At 64.0% G+C, this 15,291-nt stretch carries 24 protein-coding genes; 5 read left to right on the forward strand and 19 right to left on the reverse strand.

Features of this window, described 5'->3' with window-relative positions; genetic code table 11:
* From N5D30_RS08705 to N5D30_RS26110, 18 genes are all read right to left on the reverse strand, one after another.
* Nucleotides 1-369, reverse strand: coding sequence for a head decoration protein (locus N5D30_RS08705; RefSeq protein ID WP_279908640.1), 369 nt, complete (start codon nucleotides 367-369; stop codon nucleotides 1-3).
* An 8-nt stretch (nucleotides 370-377) separates the two neighbouring features.
* Complete coding sequence (locus tag N5D30_RS08710) at nucleotides 378-1,400, reverse strand: peptidase (protein ID WP_279908641.1); 1,023 nt, start codon at nucleotides 1,398-1,400, stop codon at nucleotides 378-380.
* A gap of 240 nt (nucleotides 1,401-1,640) precedes the next feature.
* On the reverse strand, nucleotides 1,641-2,123 hold the full coding sequence (locus tag N5D30_RS08715; protein ID WP_279908642.1) for a phage virion morphogenesis protein: 483 nt from the start codon (nucleotides 2,121-2,123) through the stop codon (nucleotides 1,641-1,643).
* Complete coding sequence (locus N5D30_RS08720; protein ID WP_279908643.1) at nucleotides 2,120-2,941, reverse strand: phage minor head protein; 822 nt, start codon at nucleotides 2,939-2,941, stop codon at nucleotides 2,120-2,122. The genes N5D30_RS08715 and N5D30_RS08720 overlap by 4 nt, the downstream gene beginning before the upstream one ends.
* 1 nt (nucleotide 2,942) lies before the next feature.
* The gene (locus N5D30_RS08725) at nucleotides 2,943-4,445 is read right to left on the reverse strand and encodes a DUF935 family protein (RefSeq protein ID WP_279908645.1); all 1,503 of its coding nucleotides are present in this window, start codon (nucleotides 4,443-4,445) and stop codon (nucleotides 2,943-2,945) included.
* Nucleotides 4,442-6,061 (reverse strand): hypothetical protein, encoded by a 1,620-nt coding sequence (locus N5D30_RS08730; protein ID WP_279908646.1) that lies wholly within the window; start codon nucleotides 6,059-6,061, stop codon nucleotides 4,442-4,444. Before N5D30_RS08730 ends, N5D30_RS08725 begins: the two co-directional genes overlap by 4 nt.
* Nucleotides 6,058-6,603: a phage protein Gp27 family protein gene (locus tag N5D30_RS08735; protein WP_279908648.1), complete on the reverse strand. Its 546-nt coding sequence runs from the start codon at nucleotides 6,601-6,603 to the stop codon at nucleotides 6,058-6,060. Before N5D30_RS08735 ends, N5D30_RS08730 begins: the two co-directional genes overlap by 4 nt.
* Before the next feature lie 2 nt (nucleotides 6,604-6,605).
* Complete coding sequence (locus tag N5D30_RS08740; protein ID WP_279908649.1) at nucleotides 6,606-6,899, reverse strand: ArsR family transcriptional regulator; 294 nt, start codon at nucleotides 6,897-6,899, stop codon at nucleotides 6,606-6,608.
* Nucleotides 6,896-7,189 carry a DUF2730 family protein gene (locus N5D30_RS08745; protein ID WP_279908650.1) on the reverse strand — a complete coding sequence of 98 codons (294 nt, stop codon included), beginning with the start codon at nucleotides 7,187-7,189 and terminating at the stop codon, nucleotides 6,896-6,898. Before N5D30_RS08745 ends, N5D30_RS08740 begins: the two co-directional genes overlap by 4 nt.
* On the reverse strand, nucleotides 7,186-7,416 hold the full coding sequence (locus N5D30_RS08750; RefSeq protein WP_279908651.1) for a TraR/DksA C4-type zinc finger protein: 231 nt from the start codon (nucleotides 7,414-7,416) through the stop codon (nucleotides 7,186-7,188). Before N5D30_RS08750 ends, N5D30_RS08745 begins: the two co-directional genes overlap by 4 nt.
* A 5-nt stretch (nucleotides 7,417-7,421) precedes the next feature.
* Nucleotides 7,422-8,027 carry a lysis protein gene (locus N5D30_RS08755; RefSeq protein WP_279908652.1) on the reverse strand — a complete coding sequence of 202 codons (606 nt, stop codon included), beginning with the start codon at nucleotides 8,025-8,027 and terminating at the stop codon, nucleotides 7,422-7,424.
* A gap of 180 nt (nucleotides 8,028-8,207) precedes the next feature.
* On the reverse strand, nucleotides 8,208-8,420 hold the full coding sequence (locus N5D30_RS08760; protein ID WP_279908653.1) for a hypothetical protein: 213 nt from the start codon (nucleotides 8,418-8,420) through the stop codon (nucleotides 8,208-8,210).
* The gene (locus tag N5D30_RS08765) at nucleotides 8,417-8,884 is read right to left on the reverse strand and encodes a structural protein (protein WP_279908654.1); all 468 of its coding nucleotides are present in this window, start codon (nucleotides 8,882-8,884) and stop codon (nucleotides 8,417-8,419) included. Before N5D30_RS08765 ends, N5D30_RS08760 begins: the two co-directional genes overlap by 4 nt.
* A 143-nt stretch (nucleotides 8,885-9,027) precedes the next feature.
* Nucleotides 9,028-9,243, reverse strand: a complete 216-nt coding sequence (locus tag N5D30_RS08770; RefSeq protein WP_279908655.1) for a hypothetical protein — start codon at nucleotides 9,241-9,243, stop codon at nucleotides 9,028-9,030.
* Nucleotides 9,233-9,439: a hypothetical protein gene (locus N5D30_RS08775; RefSeq protein ID WP_279908656.1), complete on the reverse strand. Its 207-nt coding sequence runs from the start codon at nucleotides 9,437-9,439 to the stop codon at nucleotides 9,233-9,235. The genes N5D30_RS08770 and N5D30_RS08775 overlap by 11 nt, the downstream gene beginning before the upstream one ends.
* Nucleotides 9,440-9,543: 104 nt before the next feature.
* Nucleotides 9,544-9,936 (reverse strand): hypothetical protein, encoded by a 393-nt coding sequence (locus N5D30_RS08780; RefSeq protein ID WP_279908657.1) that lies wholly within the window; start codon nucleotides 9,934-9,936, stop codon nucleotides 9,544-9,546.
* Nucleotides 9,937-9,945: 9 nt separating this feature from the next.
* Nucleotides 9,946-10,437 (reverse strand): hypothetical protein, encoded by a 492-nt coding sequence (locus N5D30_RS08785; protein WP_279908658.1) that lies wholly within the window; start codon nucleotides 10,435-10,437, stop codon nucleotides 9,946-9,948.
* A gap of 3 nt (nucleotides 10,438-10,440) precedes the next feature.
* Nucleotides 10,441-10,914, reverse strand: a complete 474-nt coding sequence (locus tag N5D30_RS26110; protein WP_347881188.1) for a helix-turn-helix transcriptional regulator — start codon at nucleotides 10,912-10,914, stop codon at nucleotides 10,441-10,443.
* 108 nt (nucleotides 10,915-11,022) lie between these two features.
* On the opposite strand from N5D30_RS26110, the gene N5D30_RS08795 reads away from it, so the two are divergent.
* Nucleotides 11,023-11,250, forward strand: coding sequence for a DNA-binding protein (locus N5D30_RS08795; protein WP_279908660.1), 228 nt, complete (start codon nucleotides 11,023-11,025; stop codon nucleotides 11,248-11,250).
* Nucleotides 11,251-11,334: 84 nt separating this feature from the next.
* Here the strand turns inward: N5D30_RS08795 and N5D30_RS08800 are convergent, their stop codons facing one another.
* Nucleotides 11,335-11,547, reverse strand: coding sequence for a hypothetical protein (locus N5D30_RS08800; RefSeq protein ID WP_279908661.1), 213 nt, complete (start codon nucleotides 11,545-11,547; stop codon nucleotides 11,335-11,337).
* Nucleotides 11,548-11,673: 126 nt separating this feature from the next.
* On the opposite strand from N5D30_RS08800, the gene N5D30_RS08805 reads away from it, so the two are divergent.
* Genes N5D30_RS08805 through N5D30_RS08820 form a run of 4 tightly spaced genes read left to right on the forward strand, consistent with a single transcriptional unit; the run spans nucleotide 11,674 to nucleotide 15,281 of the window.
* A complete protein-coding gene (locus tag N5D30_RS08805) occupies nucleotides 11,674-12,153 on the forward strand; it encodes a hypothetical protein (protein ID WP_279908663.1) in 480 nt (159 codons plus the stop codon).
* A complete protein-coding gene (locus tag N5D30_RS08810; protein ID WP_279908664.1) occupies nucleotides 12,150-12,467 on the forward strand; it encodes a hypothetical protein in 318 nt (105 codons plus the stop codon). The genes N5D30_RS08805 and N5D30_RS08810 overlap by 4 nt, the downstream gene beginning before the upstream one ends.
* Before the next feature lie 16 nt (nucleotides 12,468-12,483).
* Nucleotides 12,484-13,479 carry a hypothetical protein gene (locus tag N5D30_RS08815; protein ID WP_279908665.1) on the forward strand — a complete coding sequence of 332 codons (996 nt, stop codon included), beginning with the start codon at nucleotides 12,484-12,486 and terminating at the stop codon, nucleotides 13,477-13,479.
* A 26-nt stretch (nucleotides 13,480-13,505) separates the two neighbouring features.
* Complete coding sequence (locus N5D30_RS08820; protein ID WP_279908666.1) at nucleotides 13,506-15,281, forward strand: integrase; 1,776 nt, start codon at nucleotides 13,506-13,508, stop codon at nucleotides 15,279-15,281.
* Nucleotides 15,282-15,291 lie beyond the last annotated feature (10 nt).

A 15,291-nucleotide genomic window follows, 5' to 3' on the forward strand; every position in this document is an offset into this window, starting at 1 on the left:
TTACAGGCTGGCGCGGGGCACGATGCCGAGCGCGGTGAGTTCATCCAGGGCGGTGTTCTTCTGCGCTTCGGTGATGCCGGCCGGCCAGGCCAGCTCGGTCACCTCGACCACCGCGCCACGCTCGATGGTGACGCCGACCGCATCGGCCGCCGTGGCGTCGACCGCCTCGCCCAGCACGGCCACCGCTTTCTTGGCAGCGGCGCTGCCGGCCGGGTCGAGCACCTGGTACTTGCCGTTGACCTTGGCGAGCACCTGGCCGAAGGCGTAGTTGGTGCCGGCCAGCAAGGTGCCTTTGCCCTTGGTCCAGCCGGGGGCAACTTCAACCAGGAGCAGGTCGCCCAATGTCTTGCGGGGGGTGTAAGTAGGCATGGCGCCTCCTATCGGGTGGAGCGGGCTTCAGCGTCAGCCAGCAGGGGGTTGGTGGTAGTGGACGGCTTGCCGGCCCGCTCGCGGGCGGCCTGCTCGGAGAAGCTCACGCCGCCGGCCAGCTCGGCGAAGATCGCCTTCAGGCCCTCGGCCAGCGGCTGACGGTCTTCGCCTTCGCCGAACTCCAGCGGGGTGTCGCTGGACTCCGCGAAGTCCAGCGCGGCGACTACGGCGGCGGTGTGTACCGGCTTCATGCCCTTGGCGACGAGCTGCTCGGCGAAGGCCACGCTGGCGGCGTGGGTCTCGGCCTGGGTGGCTTCGCGGTCGGCCTGTTGTCGGCTGGCCAGTTCGGCGGACAGGCGCTTGTTTTCCGCCTCCAGGGCGGCGGCTTCTTCAGGGGACACGGCGTTTTCCTCGGTGGGGGTGGGGGTGGGTTCGTTGAAGGCGGGGCGCGGCTCGGCGGGCAGTCGGGCGGCCTCGCTGAGCGTCTCGATCTGCCAGCTCGGGATCACCTGGTCGGCGGCTTCCAGCCCGCGCTCGCCGATGAACCAGTCGCGCAGACGGCGCCACAGGCTGGCAGACGTTTCGTGTGCGAAGTCGCTGAACTCGATCTCCAGAACGTCGTCGCCGTCGTCGAACTCGATGTCGGACAGGCCCTTGATCGCGGGAGGCTGCGCGCCAAGGAAACCGATGTGGCGCAGGTAGTAGATGCCGGGCTTGGGGTTGCGCGGATCGGTGGGGGCATACCAGGATGCCGAGCGCGGATACCAGCGCCCATCGGCGACGCCCTCGGCAAAGTCGCTGTGCAGCTGCTCCGGTACGGCCGTCGCCTCGCCCTTGTCGTTGCGGCCCAGGCTCTGCACCCAGCCGAAGGCCGGGCCGTTGTCTCGGGGATGACCGATCACCAGCGGCGCGCGATGCAGCTTCGGGTCGTAGCCGGCGATGGCCGCAGCCAGGGCCGTCTCGGTGAACTCGATCCGGCGGCCCTGGTTGTCGGTGTGGGCGCCTGCGCGGAAGAAGGGAATCAGTTTCATGGCCGTGCCTTGGTGACGTGATGGGCACAGCCTGCCCGGCCGAAGCCGGCAAGACTTTTAATCGGGTTTAAAGAATGCGCTGGGGGTGGATCGGGCCGCAGAAGGCGATCCGATCAAAGATGAGGTTAAGCGGAGCGGTAAGCGCGCTTTATAAAGCCTTTACGGCCCCCGCAAAGCGCGTTCCGCATGCAAAGGCGATGACCCGCCGCGCCCAAGATGCGAAAACGCCGCTTAGGGGCCTTACAGGCGGGCGGCCCTTTCGAGGTGCGAAAGCGCGAGATCGAGGATGGACTCCTCGGCCTCGGGCTGCAGGTTGCCGTCTGCGTCCATTGGCAGATAGGGGCGCGCTGGAATATCTCCCCACAGGTTTGGAAACTCGGCCTGCTCTCCACCGAAGTGCATCATCGCGGCATAGGGCTTGTTACTGCCGACCAGTGCGCTGGTGTCGTCCGCGTGCGTGGTGACCGACGCGGCCAGGCCGGCGGCACTCACCTGCAGCATCTGGCCAGGCCAGGTGCCTGCGGCTTCACGTATCGAGGTGGTCACCTCTGACAGCGCCGGCCAGTCGATGCCGGACTGCCCCTCGGCCTCCAGGTTCTCCTCGGTGATCGAGCCCAGCTCGACGGCCACAGCCCGCATCAGTGGTGCGGTATCGCCCACGGCCCACTCGACGCGACGCAGTGCGTCCTGCAGGCGAGCATGATCCAGCTCGACCTCGATCATCGCGTTGCCTCCTTGCGCTTGAGGGCCTCGGCCAGCCCGCGACCTGGTGCGAAGTTGAAGCCGGGGTCGACACTGAAGGTCACCGGGCGGCCGCTCGCATCGGTGGTGCGGACGCGAGTTACCTGGGCGGAGCGAATCTCGCCCGTTCGTTTGTCCGTGCCGATCTCGACCGTGGCCGTGGTGACCTGGCCCTCGCTGCTCTCGACCGTCAAGCCTCGGCGCTTGATTGCGGCCTCGCTCAGCGGCGTAACCCTGCACCTGCAGTTGAAGCCATTCGGCGGGAGGATCGCCTGCCAGATCGGGTCGTCGTGGCGGTAGACCTTGCCGTTGAGTGCGGCATGGCTGGGCCGCGTCTTGCTGTCCATCACCGCGACATAACGCCAGTAGGGATGGGTATCCGCGCTGGCCTCCATGGCCGCCTGCCGGCCGGCCATGAAGGCGCTCTGCAGATTGGTCTGGTAGATGGTCTTCAGCCGCCGAGGGCTGCCGAGCTGGACCAGCTCGGCGCCGCCCTGGCTGTCGACGATCACCTGCTTGCCCCACCAGCCCTGCGACTCCAGGACGGGCTGCAGGTCAGCAACGAATTGCTTCAGCGTCTGGCCGTCCTGCAGGGCTTTCTCCAGGGCGGCGCGGATGTCCGAGAGCAGGTCAAGGTTCATGGCCTTCGCAACGGTGAAGCTGCGCGCATGGGCCTCGTCCAGCATCTCCTGCCAGCTCCAAGTGATCGAGTACCCCTTGCCCTTGAGGTACTCGATAGCCGCCTTCGGCTCCAGGCCGAAGATGGCCTTGAGGTCCGCCGCGTTCACTGGCTTCGGCATGTCAGGCCTCCAACTCGTCGGCCGCGCTCAGCTTGCCCCAGGTCTCGGCAAGGAACATGAGCCGGGCCAGGGACTCGCGCAGGGCATCGGTGCCCGCGTTCGGACTGATCTCGGCCAGCAGGCCGAGCGCCTCGGCTTCGTCCCGCCCTTGCTGCAGCGCCTCGATCACCGGCAGCAGCGCCTGCTCGGCCTGCTGCTGCAGCTGCTCGGCGGTCAGGCTCTCGATAGCCTGATCCAGGGCGACTTGGTCGAGCAGCGGTCGTACCACCGCAGACTCGGAGAACTCGGGGGGCGGTGCCGGCAACTGCGGCTGCTCGACGATGTCGCCGGGCTCCAGGTTGTAGGTGCGCAGCCAGTACTGCGGGGTGAACGTGACACCAGATTCGGTCAGCGACTTGTCGCGCTCGGCCAGCGTCTTGTCGATCTCCTGCTGTTCCCACAGCTCGTAGAGCGGCGCCGCGACGTGCTCGCCGAAGTTCACGTCAACGACAAGTCGAATCGCCGCATTCATTGCAGCAGCGACAATGCCTTTGTCACCGTCGCGAATGTCCTCGGTCACTTCCAGGCCGGCGGTGGCGCTGGCCCGGTTGCTGTTCGCTTCGGTGGTCTGGTCCTGGCCCAGCAGGGCGACGTTGATGTCGCTGCGGCAGTAGGTCAGGAACTCGCGGTAGCTGTCGGCCGACGCGCCCTTGCCGGCCGCTTCGAGGATTTCCACGCTCGAATCGTCCGGGATCGCGGCCACGGCGTCCTGGACCATCCCCTCCAGGCTGTCGAGCAGCAGGTTGGTTTCCTCGTCAGTCGCCCCCCGTGGGTGCTTGCCCACGACCCAGGGCGAGCCGTACTTCTCGGTGAACTGCATCCAGAACTTCAGGCCGGCGCGCATGAAGACAACCGACCAGAAGCACATGGACAGGTCGGGGAAGCCGTAGGGGTTGGCGTAGGTCGCGTCCTGGCGGGCCACGATGAAACGGCCAGGGTCACACAGTTCGCCTTCCTGGCCGGCGTCGCGCGCCATGAATCGCAGGCGATTGTCCTGGTCGTAGCGGAACCACTCGGCCGGCTTGCCGACCAGGTCCTCGGGCACGGTGAACATGCCCACCGGCCGCCACATCATTTCGACCGGCTGATAGCCGTACAGCGGTGCATCGAGCAGCTCGCGCAGCAGGCGATCAAGGTCCAGGTCGGCCAGCCAATCGCGGATGAAGCGCTCGACACGCACGGGTGCGTCGCCGCGCCGGAGGTCTCGCTCCAGGGCGAGCACCGCCGACTTGCGGCGGCGAATGTTGCCGCCGATGCGCGGATGGGCACGCAGATCACGATAGGTTGCAATGTCCTTCCCCTGGGCCTTCAGGATCGGGTCGGGGTTCGGTAGGTTGAGCCCGGCGAATCCGCCTTGGAAGCGTCCGCGCGTGGCGACGTGCTGGCTGGCCAGCTTGTCCCGCTTGGCATCGGAGAAGGAAACGAACTCGGTGGGGCTGACCCACAGACCACGGGGGCGGCTCATGCATAACCTCGGGTGATTGCTCGTGCCGCACGGCGGCGGCGGGATCTGGCGCGGGTCGGTGTGGAGGGCGATTCCAGGGTGGCGAAGTTGGCGAGCATGCCGGCGCCCGCGAAGTCGCCGTGGCGGTAAAGGTCGGGGTCTTTCAAGTCCTTCGCGCGGGCTTTCGCAATCATCGGGACGCCGTCGACCATCTCGATGGCCCGAACGTCCTGCTGCAGGTTGTCGTCTTTCGGGACGCTGATCGCCTCGTCTTCGAACAGCTCCACGAACTTGGGCATCCAGGCGCCGTAGAAGGCGCGCGACAACTTCACCTGGTGGATGCGGTTGCGGCCGAACTCGTCGGCAACATCCTCAGCCAGCGTTTCGCCATTGCCCGAGGCGTCGAAGGCGGCGCCCATGAATCGTGGCAAGTGGCGCAGGATGTAGAACACCACCAGCTTCTGCTGGCGGGCAGGCACCTTGTGCATCTCAACCACGAAGGGCACATCCCGGTGGCGCGATTGATCCACGGACATTGGCGCGCCGATGGAGAAGTCCCTGTGGCGCGCGTAGTCGTGGCCGTAATAGAAGCGCAGGCCGGGGTCGAGCTGGCGCATAACGGGAGCCAGGTTGTGCTCGATCCAGTCCTGGACGAAGGCATCGCGGCGGGTTACCTCCTGCAGGGTGAAATCGTCATCCAGAGCCAGGCGCAGCACTGGCCGACCGGCGCGCATGGCGTCCTCGATCCACACCCCAGGTACACACACGCCGTTGCCGTCGCGCGGGATGGCGTCGAGTTCCTCGCGCATCTGCGCCTTGCGCGGGCCGTAGGCGTTGCGGATTTTCTTGTACCAGGCTTCCTTGCCTTCTTCTGTCGGCTGCTCGCCCTTCATGAAGCAGACGCGCTCATAAAGCCCGTTCGCCACGGCATCGTCGAAGGTGGCCCGGTACACCTTGGCGTCATCGCCGTAGCGCCCCTCGCGAATATCCTTGGCCATGCCGTTGAAGGCGTTGGCCTTGCCGTTGTGCGAGCTGATGATGACGATTCGACCGCCCCAAATCAGCAGCGCGGTCGCCGCATCGAGCACGGCCGACACGTCGCGGTGGAACGCGGCTTCGTCGATGATCACCTTGCCCTGCAAGCCGCGCAGGCTTGCAGGGTTGCTGGATAGGGCGACGATCTTGAAGCCGGATGCGTAGCGGATGCGGTAAGCGTTGATCTGGCGGGTGTTGCCGCTCTCGTCCTGGTCGTCGAACAGAAACTCCTCGATCTCGCTGACGCCGGAAGCCTGTGCCTCTGCGATCACGCGCGAGAACTTCGCGCAGTAGCCGATGAACTCCAGGCCCTTCTCTTTCGTGTCGCCGATGTAGAACACGTCCATGCCGCCCGCGCTCTTGCGGGAAGCGGCCGTGATCACCGAGTCCAAGGCTTCGGCAAAAGTGATGCCGGTCCGGCGCCCCTTCTCACAGAGCTTGATCTGAGCCTGGATGGCCAGCCAGCTGGCCTGGTGAGCCATGAGGATGCCTTCCGCCAGCGGGTTGAAGCCGAACGGGATAGAGCGCGCGGTTGGCGGCAACTCGTCCCACTCGACAACCCGGAGTGTGCTCGATGACGGTTTGACGACCGGGGCGGTCATTGGACCCCCAAGAACTTTTTACGCCAGAACATGGCCTGCTCATCGGAAAGCCCTCCGGCCTGGACGGTCGCATCCAACTCGGCAGCCTGCTCCTGGAGCAATCTCTCGCGCGCAGCCTTCTCGATAGCTTGACGCTCACGGATACTGAGGTTTCGCGCCTCCATGGTGGCCTTCGCCGCCCTGGCCAGGGCGGCGACTTCCTTGATGGTGACATCGTCGTTTTCGTGGGCGCCCATGGCGGCCTGGTAGGTCAACGTGGAAACGGCCTCGACCAGGAGCGCGCCGGTCTTGTCGTTGGAGTCCTCTCCCAGCGCGCCGACGAAAGCCTCGGCCTGCTGCTGGAAAAGACGGGACTTCTCGTTCAGCTCCTCGAAGCCCACCTTGAAGCGGCCGAGCGCGCTGCGGCTCGGCGCCTTCTCGTTGGGAAAGCGGGCGCGGATGTCCGCCAGCATCTCGTCGAGCGTCATCCGGTCTTCGCGCAGCAGCTTCTGGATGTAGGCCTTGACCACTTGAGGCAGGCGGTTGATCGACGACCTGGACATGGTCAGGCCCCCGGCCGCTTGATGCCTGGAACGCGAGCCTTCCCGGCCGCGATGTCATGGCCGCGCTCGGTCAGGGTGGCAACCAGCACCGGGCCGATGTCATCCAGGGAAACGGCGCCTTGCTCGGACAGCCAGTGCAGTTCGGTCTTCACCACGTCGCGGCTGACGCTATGCCCGAAGTTGTCCAGAGCCGCGTTCAGCACCGAGCTGTTCGCACGGTAGGCCGGCATCTCTTCCAGGAGGCGCAGGAGCACCAGGCGCATGTCCTGGCGCAGGAATTCGGCATATTGGCTCATGCTTTCTCTCGCAGCAGGTAATCGTTGATGCGGTCCACCGAGCGGGCGATGGCTTGCATGCCCTGCAGCTCGGCGCGGACCGCTTTCATATCGCCGACCAGCTCAGTAATCGCGGCGTGGTCCGGCAGGTGCCGGATGCGCTCTTCCAAGGCAACGATGCGGGTGCGCAGCTCAAGCAGCTCCTTCGAGCTGGCCGCCTGGCGGTTGGTGAGCCAGGTGTAGAGGCCGAGCACGGTCAGGACGAGCCATTGCACCGTCTGAAAGCCGAAGCTCAATTCGTTCAGGTTCATCGCATCACCCGCTTGCTCAGCTGGTCCAGGAAGTCAGCACATTCGGTGCAGTGCTCGGTGCCAGGCGCCGCTTGCCGCCGCGCTTCGGGGATCGCATCGCCGCATTCATCGCAGCGGTACGCCGAAGGCCCGGAGTGGCGCTGAAGTCTCGACTCGCGAGCCTCCAGCGCGGCCTCCAAGGCGGCCTCGTTGAAGTCGTTGTCTTGCGCCCTATCAGCTAGATCCATTTGCGTCAGTCCTTGTGCAGCGATTGCAGGGCATGAAAACGGGCCAGGTTGTCCCTGGCCCAGCGGCCGTAGTCCTGGGCGTAGGCCAGGATGTCCGCTGGGGTGACCCCGCTTTCCAGTAGTTCGGCCGCAGAACCGGGGGCGGGCTCGGTGGCTGCAGCAGCGAGGGGGGCACCGGCACCTCCGGCGGCGGCGGGCATACCGGCTCTGGTGAGGGCAAGGTTGAAGTCGCGCACCCAGCCAGCAGTGAACACACAGCGAGGGATAGGCACAGGCTCGGCAGCAGGCGCCGGCCGGTAAACGGTCGTGACATGAGGGATTCGCTCCTGGAGCTGAAGTTGAAGGTCGGCCAGCTCCTGCTGCGACCGCAGCCAGAGTTCCTCGGCCGCGTTGGCGCGGGCTACTTGCTGCTGGAAGGTGAGCAGGTTCTGTTCGGCCACTTGGGCGCGCTGTTCGGAGTGCTGCTCTCGCAGCTTGCCGAGGGCCTTCTCGCCGGCCTCGCGCGCCGTGCGCTCGCCGGCTCGGTTGCCAGCCGACAAGGCGAACAGCACGGAGACCACCCAGGCGAGCACAACTAGGAGGAACAGATAACGGCGCAGATCAACGGCCATGGCGGCGCTGCCTCCGGCGGCGGCGTGCCTTGCGGGCAGCTCGGCGAGCTGCGGCCACGCCGGTCTTACCCGACCTTGCCCGAGGCCATTCCCGCAGGCAGTACAGCGGAGGCACCCACATACGCCGGGGACTGAACCAGGACGCCATCACCGACAGTGCCCCGCCGAGGATTCGCCGCATCACGGGCTCACCTCCGGCCCCTGTTTGATCAGGCGCACGATGAACAGCAGGACGGCAAGCAGGGAGTTGGCCCCCGCGTACCAGGCTGGCGGCAGTTGGGCCTGCCACATGGGCAGGACGGTTGCCTGAAGGAACCCCAAGAGCGCGATTAGGGCGGCGAGCTGCACGCTGTACAGCGCGTAACAGCGGCGCCAGTTCTCGATCAGAGTCATGCCGGCACCTCGCCGTGGCGCACGCCGGGCATGATGCCGGCCAGCAGCAGCCCCTCGGCCAGCAGCGCGTCGCCGTACCAGTTGCCGCCCGGCAGCGGACCAGCGCCGTTCTCGTGGCGGATGATGGCGCGCACCAGCGCGAGCATAGTGTGGTAGTCGTACACGTCGATGCGCTGGCCCGGCTGAATGCCCAGCTGCTGGTTCACCGACGCGACGTAGGCGGCGGTGTCATTCTCGGGTGGTGGCGCCCAGCGCCGGATGATGCTGTCCACCCGGCGCAAGTTGTGCTTGTCCTGGTAGGTGATCAGGACGCGCGCAATCGCACGAATGCCCCAAACGGGATGGGTGAAGGTGATGAAGCGCTCGTCGGGCTGGGCCAGGGCCATGCCCTGCCAGCGCGTAGCGTTACGCTCGATGTTGCCGGGGTTGTTGTTGCGGATGCCGCGTGGGGTGCCTAGTCGCATTGTGCCTCCTGCCTGTTCGGCGCCAGGTCAGGCGCCGGAAACGAACACGGCGCCATAATCGGCGCCGTGCGGCAGGAAGGCTTTTAATCGGGTTTAAAGATACTCGGTAAGCGGATGCAAGAGTGACTGAGGCATAAGGTCTGTCAAGCTGACTGCCTCGCCAAGCACTCCAGGGCGAACTGAACTGTATATGGCGCCGCGCGGTAGCTGTCGCTGGCTTCGTCGCTTAGGTAGTAACGCATGGCACGGGCGCTGATCCCTATCAACTGCGCTGCCTGCCTCTGCGATATGCCAGCTATCTCCAAGAGCCCGCGCAGATAGCGCGGGTCTGGATTGTGATTGGAGGCGTCAGGCTTCATCGCTTTCGAATTGCTCGCGGCGCACTTTCTGAGACTCGTCGATCAGGCCCAGCCATTGGGCCTCGCCCAGTTCATCAGTATCTACAACGCCTTCGCGGCTCAGCAGCCCCAGCATGATGCGTCCATCCAGTTCGTCAGCCTCCGAACCCATCAGCTCGGCTACTTCGTAGGTGGTGGTGTCGTTGGTAATTTTCATGACTGCATTCCCTTTTTAGCGCCTCGCCGTTGTGGCTGGCATGGGTTTAATTTAGGCACATTGTTCCTATTCTGCAATAGGAACAACGTGCCGCCCGTCGGAACTCAACCCAGCGGTAACACCAACTGCCCCTCGGGCACTTGAGAGCGGTTCAGGCAGACCGACTTACAAGCGCCCTTTTCGACAAATACCTCTGCACCATCGCCCCCAATCTCGACATAGCAACTATGTCCTTCAGCCATGAAGTAAGGGGGCAGCTTTGCCGACTTGGGAATATCGAAAGCAATGGTGGTCCGATAGTTATCTTGAACCCTAATGTTCACGAACTCAGAGCTATAGGCATCTAGTCCAGGACAGGCCTGGCGAATCTTCGGCAATGAGTTATTCACCAGCTCATTGTCGGTTGATACCTCAAAGACAGTATCCGGGTTGCCACAGCCCGCAAGCATCAACAGCCAGGCAAAGAGAATGGGCTTAGTCATCTTTTTCTCGTCCATGATGTGCTCCTACCGCCGCTTCCGCAGTTCGGTACGAATGAAGTCAATCGCGGCCTGGCTCTCCGCCATAACACGACCTTCAATGCGCCGGATACGGGTAAGCCAATACCCCAAACCCAGCATCACCAGAGCGCAGGGCGCCACTATTGCCCACATGGAATGAGGGTCTCGAATAGGCAATATGCCTGCGAATAGACTACCCGCCATGGCAGAGGCGAGAGTCAACGTCAGCAAGCACGGCGGGTTGATCCAATAGCCACGAAAGCCGCTCCACCATTGAGACCGATAACGAGCCAGGGCTTCCTTTAACTCTGGAACTGACCACTGATGTATTGGCCGTCCGCTTTCGTTACTGCCGCCGCCACTTCCACCCCCGCCACCTACAGTAATGGAGCCGTAATTGTTGCCGTGAATATTCAATTCCAGATGGGTGTTACCCCCTCTGTTAATGATGTTCCTTGCGGCCACTTGGCCTACATCGCCATGGAAATCTTGACTCATGGCTCACTCCTTCTTGTCGACTCCGAAATTGAATGACACGCCAGCCTCATTGGTGATGGAGCCTTCTACCACCTGGCCAACACTTCCGCGAAATACCTGCTTTTTGGCTCTCTTCGGTTGCGGCTCTACACCAGCTGTTTGCTTGTGCATCTTCGCTGCCGCAGCTCCAGATGAGAGTGCCGCGACTGCTGCCGCCCTCAACTGAATAGAAGCCCCCCGATAAAGACTAAGCAGCTCCATTTCATCTCTCGCCAACTGGGGGCGCTCGCCCTCACCGGTCAGAACCCACATGGGGTCGGCCCCGAACTCCCGCATAAGGGCTAGGAGTGCCAGGGCGTCTGGTGCCCGCTCGCCGGATTCGTACCGAGAAACCGACTTGCGTTCCAAGCCCAACCTTGCCCCGAAATCAGTCTGACTCAGGTTGCCCCTCACTTCTCGCAGACGCGCCCCCACGGCGAGTAGATCCAGCTCAATCATAAATATCCCCAATCAGGGACTTGACTGTGTACCCAATCAGTCCCAATATCACCACGCCTGAACACGATATACCCAGCCAATACACGAACTACCACGGAAGCGAGCGCAATGAACAATCCTCCGTATCCATCAACTCCGAAACAGGCCCGCGCCTGGTTCGTCACTCACGGCATCTGCATTGCCGAGTGGAGCAAGGAGCAAGGCTTCAACCGTTTCACCGTTTTCGACCTGCTGCGCGGTAAGCGCAAAGGGATGCGTGGAGAGGCCCACCAGGCCGCAGTCGCGCTCGGCCTCAAGGCTGACCCCAAGAAAACCCCTCAGTCTGCAGCTGCTTGAGGCCCGTCATGACCATCGGCAAACAGGCGCTACTTGCTCTGGCCAGGCTCCAGGCTGAAAGCCTGTCGGCCAACGGCAAGCGGCCTACATCTTCTCCAGCATCCGAAGCAGGCGGTGCTCTGCCCGCTGAATGTCAGCGTCCTTGCCCGGCAGCTCCGACAGTCGACGGAGGTCGGCAATGAGCGCGGTCGTCTTCACCACTCCGGCCATAGCCAGGTGCTCTACAAGCACTGCAAAGGCACCCTCCAGGGCCGCGAGACTCCCGGCCTGCCTGTCTAATCGCTCTTGCTCGTCCATCGGGATAGTACCTGTTCCGCCGGTCAATTTACCTGAAACCATTGTGCATGGCGCAATGCCATTGCCAATTGCCAAAGCCGTTTTTTGTTTGGACGGCCGCTCCGGGCTTGTGCTGGAGCGCTTCCAATGAGGCGCCGGAACTGGAAGCACGCCCAGCCTTCCTCTCTGCGCCAGGCGCTGGAGTGGTGCAAGGAACATGCGCGCGAGCGCCAAAACCTGAGCGTGGAGCGCATCGCTGAACGCATGGGGCTGCCAGACCACTCGGCCCTCTACAAGTGGCTGGCCAACGGGCGCATGCCGATGGTGCTTGTCCCGGTCTACGAACGCGCCTGCGGCATCAACCTGGTCAGTCGCTGGCTTGCCTCCACGGCGGGCAAGGTACTGATCGACGTACCGACCGGTCGTGCCGCCACGACCCAGGACACCCAGCGCTTGCAGGAAATCCTCACCGGGACCACCGGCACCCTGCTGGCCTTCTACACCGGCAAGGCCGACGCACCGGACACCCTGGCCGCCCTGCAGAACGCCCTGGAGGAACTGGCGTGGCATCGCGGCAATGTGCAGCAGCACGCCAACCCGCAGCTTGAACTGGGAGAGCAGCAATGAGCAGCGACGACAAATACACATCCGAGCAGGTGCAGCGAGTGCTGCGCGTCCTGCTGGCCCTGGCCGGCAACGAGTTTCGGGGCATGACACTGAAAGAGGTGGCTGAGGCTGCCGACTGCACGCCAGACAACGCCCTGCGCGCCCTGGAGAACCTGCGCACCGCCGGCCTGGCCGAGCGCAGCGTTTACGACGACAAGCGCTGGATGCTCGGCCCGAAGCTGCCCCAGGTGGCGTTCGCCTTCGACCAGGCGCTGCAGAAAGCTCAGCGCGAGCTGGACGAGCGCCGCAGCCGCTACACCCGCATTCCCAACTGACCAAAGGAAGTAGTACATGCCCCGCAAAGCGAGCACCCCGGCAGCGACCCCGCTGCCCGAGACCAACAACGAAGCCTTTCAGGAAGAAGCTGGCGCCCTGAGCATGCTGGGCACTATCGCCCAGGGGCTGCAGGACGAGCGCGACCTGGTCAACCAGTTGCTTGGGCAGGCGCAGATGGCCGATGCCTTCGCCAAATTTTCCGTAACCGTTACGACTTCCAAGCTGGCCTTCGTCAAGGAAAACAAGCTCTACAGGGCTCTCAAGGGGAAGAAAAGTCCTAACGGTTACGACTTTACCGGCACTTGGGAAGAGTTCTGCAACCTTCTCGGAATCTCCGTAGAGAAGGCCGACCTGGACATCCAGAATCTCCGCGCCTTCGGTGAGGAAGCCCTCGAATCCATGTCCCGCATGGGCATCGGCTATCGCGAGCTGCGGCAGTACCGGCGGCTGCCCGAGGATCAGAAGGCCGCTCTGATCGAGGTCGCCAAGACGGGCGACAAGGAGTCCTTCGTCGAGCTGGCCGAGGAGATCATCGGCAAGCACGCCGCCGAGAAGTCCGAGCTGGAGAAGAAGTTGGCGGACGTCCAGGGCGACTATGACGCCCTGTCCAAGGTGGAGGCGGACACCAGCAAGAAGCTGCGCGATACCAAGCTGGAGCTGGAGCGCACTCAGCTCCGCACCGCGCCCTGGTCCGACAAGGTCGCCCCTTTCCAGATCGAGATTGCCAAGCGCCAGTCGATCATCGACGAAGCCGCCGGGCGCCACCTGCAAGCCGTCGAAGCGCTGGACGCCTTCTGGATCGGCGAGCTTTCTAGCCAACCCAACTACGACCCGGAAATGCCGGCCGAGATGCCGGTTGAGCTGACCGCTGTGCTGGTCGAGCTGCACGACTCGATCAACCGCGGTGCCCGCCTGATCGCCGCCGCCCGTAACGAGCTGCTCAACCGCTTCGGCCCGGAGCTGGAACGCGCGCTGCAACACCAGCTGCCGCTGGAAGTAGAGCTGGCCTGATGGTCACCAAGGGAGTGGGCGACGCTATGGCAATCACACCAGATATCCGCGATTACCTGGGCGAGTTGGCGCGCAAGCTGGACGCTGCCGGCCACGGTCAACGTGGCCCGCTGATGGCTGCGGCTCAGAACTTCCTGGGCTGGGCTCCGGCAACCATTTACCGCCAGCTGAAGACCGAGTGCGGCTGGTCAGCGGGTCGCAAGACCCGCTCCGACAAGGGCTCCACCTCGGTGGCAAAAGAGTCGCTTGAGATGCTCGGCGCGGTCCAGCGCGAGAGTGTGCGGGAGAACGGCAAGCAAACACTGTTCACGACTACAGCGCGTTCGATCCTGGAGCAGAACGGCATTCACCTGGGCGTCAGCAGCGCCCATCTGAACCGCCTGATGTCAGCGCGCAACCTGAACGTGGCCAGCCAGCGCAATGCCAGCCCGGTGCAGCACCTGCGGGCGCCGCATCCGAACTACCTGCACCAGGTCGACCCGTCCCTGTGCCTGGTGTACTACCTCAAGGGCCGTCAGCACATCATGCGCGACAGCGAGTTCTACAAGAACAAGCTGGAAAACTTCGCCAAGGTGAAGCTGAAAGTGTGGCGGTACGTGAAGTACGAAGCGGCCAGCGGTGCGCTGACCGTGCGCTACTTCGAGGCAGCCGGCGAGAATCAGCACACCCTGTTCGAGTTCCTGATGTACGCCTGGGGCAAGCAGGATGGGCGCCTGCTGCATGGCGTTCCTCAGTTCATGCTATGGGACAAGGGCTCTGCCAACACCAGCAGCGCGATCAAGAATCTGCTCAAGCACCTGGAGGTGACTCCGCTTGAGCATGAGGCTGGCAACGCTCGCGCCAAGGGTGGCGTCGAGGGTGGTAACAACATCGTCGAGACTCAGTTTGAAAGCCGGCTCCGGTTCCAGCCGGTCAACGATATCGACGAGTTGAATGCTGCCGCTCAGGCGTGGGCCGAGGCGTATAACGCCAACCTGATTCCGCATCAGGACACGCGCCTGCGTCGCGCCGGCCTGTCCGAGCCGGTGGCCCGCTATGACCTCTGGCAACTGATCCGCGCCGAACACCTACGCCTGCTGCCGCCGGTGGAGGTGTGCCGCGCGCTGATGACCAGCCGCGAGCAGGAGCGCACCGTTAAGTCCGACCTGACCATCCAGTTCAAGCACCAGAACGCCGATGGCCCAATGAGCTACAGCATGCGCGGCCTGGACGGCATCGTGGTGGGCGGCAAGGTGGTTGTACGCGGCTTGGCCTACGGCGACTGCGCGATTCAGGTCGAAGCGCCGCGATATGACGGCGAGACCCTGACATACCGCCTGGAGCCCATCCGCGACTTCGACGTTTTCGGCCAGCGCCTGGACGCTGCGATTCCTGGCCAGGAATACAAGGCGCAGCCGGAGACGGCCATCGAGCGGGCCGGCAAAAGTATGGATGCACTGGCCTACCCGGAGCAGGACGCGAAGTCCGCACGGGCCAAGCAGGTCACCCCCTTCGGCGGCCAGCTGGACAGCCACGGACACCTTCAGCAGATCGAGCACCCGACCTACCTGCCGCGCGCGGGCAGCGAGATCGGCACGCCCGAGCACTTGCGCACCGATGCGCCGTTACTCACCACCCTGCAGGCGCTGCTGCGCGTATCTGACGCGCTCGGCCGCAACTTGACCCAGGAAGAAAACACCTGGCTGCGCACCTCATTCAAGGAAGGCGTGCCAGAGGACCAGGTGCAGAGCCTGATTGATCGTTTCACCCGGCCGGTTGCTGTTCCTCCGGTCGCCAATGTCGGTGGCCTGCGGGCCGTCTAGGAGCGAGTGT

The sequence above is a fragment of the Pseudomonas sp. GD03875 genome (genome assembly GCF_029840585.1).
Taxonomy (GTDB): Bacteria; Pseudomonadota; Gammaproteobacteria; order Pseudomonadales; family Pseudomonadaceae; genus Aquipseudomonas; species Aquipseudomonas paralcaligenes.

Bases quoted from the DNA above. Each gene is read 5' to 3' on its own strand.
- N5D30_RS08750 (WP_279908651.1), bottom strand. From the start codon at position 7,416: ATGGATCTAGCTGATAGGGCGCAAGACAACGACTTCAACGAGGCCGCC.
- N5D30_RS08715 (WP_279908642.1), bottom strand. From the start codon at position 2,123: ATGATCGAGGTCGAGCTGGATCATGCTCGCCTGCAGGACGCACTGCGT.
- N5D30_RS08765 (WP_279908654.1), bottom strand. From the start codon at position 8,884: ATGCGACTAGGCACCCCACGCGGCATCCGCAACAACAACCCCGGCAAC.
- N5D30_RS08720 (WP_279908643.1), bottom strand. From the start codon at position 2,941: ATGCCGAAGCCAGTGAACGCGGCGGACCTCAAGGCCATCTTCGGCCTG.
- N5D30_RS08815 (WP_279908665.1), top strand. From the start codon at position 12,484: ATGCCCCGCAAAGCGAGCACCCCGGCAGCGACCCCGCTGCCCGAGACC.
- N5D30_RS08805 (WP_279908663.1), top strand. From the start codon at position 11,674: ATGAGGCGCCGGAACTGGAAGCACGCCCAGCCTTCCTCTCTGCGCCAG.
- N5D30_RS08810 (WP_279908664.1), top strand. From the start codon at position 12,150: ATGAGCAGCGACGACAAATACACATCCGAGCAGGTGCAGCGAGTGCTG.
- N5D30_RS08710 (WP_279908641.1), bottom strand. From the start codon at position 1,400: ATGAAACTGATTCCCTTCTTCCGCGCAGGCGCCCACACCGACAACCAG.
- N5D30_RS08785 (WP_279908658.1), bottom strand. From the start codon at position 10,437: ATGAGTCAAGATTTCCATGGCGATGTAGGCCAAGTGGCCGCAAGGAAC.
- N5D30_RS08820 (WP_279908666.1), top strand. From the start codon at position 13,506: ATGGCAATCACACCAGATATCCGCGATTACCTGGGCGAGTTGGCGCGC.
- N5D30_RS26110 (WP_347881188.1), bottom strand. From the start codon at position 10,914: ATGATTGAGCTGGATCTACTCGCCGTGGGGGCGCGTCTGCGAGAAGTG.
- N5D30_RS08735 (WP_279908648.1), bottom strand. From the start codon at position 6,603: ATGTCCAGGTCGTCGATCAACCGCCTGCCTCAAGTGGTCAAGGCCTAC.
- N5D30_RS08800 (WP_279908661.1), bottom strand. From the start codon at position 11,547: ATGGACGAGCAAGAGCGATTAGACAGGCAGGCCGGGAGTCTCGCGGCC.
- N5D30_RS08745 (WP_279908650.1), bottom strand. From the start codon at position 7,189: ATGAACCTGAACGAATTGAGCTTCGGCTTTCAGACGGTGCAATGGCTC.
- N5D30_RS08780 (WP_279908657.1), bottom strand. From the start codon at position 9,936: ATGGACGAGAAAAAGATGACTAAGCCCATTCTCTTTGCCTGGCTGTTG.
- N5D30_RS08730 (WP_279908646.1), bottom strand. From the start codon at position 6,061: ATGACCGCCCCGGTCGTCAAACCGTCATCGAGCACACTCCGGGTTGTC.
- N5D30_RS08775 (WP_279908656.1), bottom strand. From the start codon at position 9,439: ATGAAAATTACCAACGACACCACCACCTACGAAGTAGCCGAGCTGATG.
- N5D30_RS08760 (WP_279908653.1), bottom strand. From the start codon at position 8,420: ATGACTCTGATCGAGAACTGGCGCCGCTGTTACGCGCTGTACAGCGTG.
- N5D30_RS08740 (WP_279908649.1), bottom strand. From the start codon at position 6,899: ATGAGCCAATATGCCGAATTCCTGCGCCAGGACATGCGCCTGGTGCTC.
- N5D30_RS08705 (WP_279908640.1), bottom strand. From the start codon at position 369: ATGCCTACTTACACCCCCCGCAAGACATTGGGCGACCTGCTCCTGGTT.
- N5D30_RS08755 (WP_279908652.1), bottom strand. From the start codon at position 8,027: ATGGCCGTTGATCTGCGCCGTTATCTGTTCCTCCTAGTTGTGCTCGCC.
- N5D30_RS08725 (WP_279908645.1), bottom strand. From the start codon at position 4,445: ATGAGCCGCCCCCGTGGTCTGTGGGTCAGCCCCACCGAGTTCGTTTCC.
- N5D30_RS08795 (WP_279908660.1), top strand. From the start codon at position 11,023: ATGAACAATCCTCCGTATCCATCAACTCCGAAACAGGCCCGCGCCTGG.
- N5D30_RS08770 (WP_279908655.1), bottom strand. From the start codon at position 9,243: ATGAAGCCTGACGCCTCCAATCACAATCCAGACCCGCGCTATCTGCGC.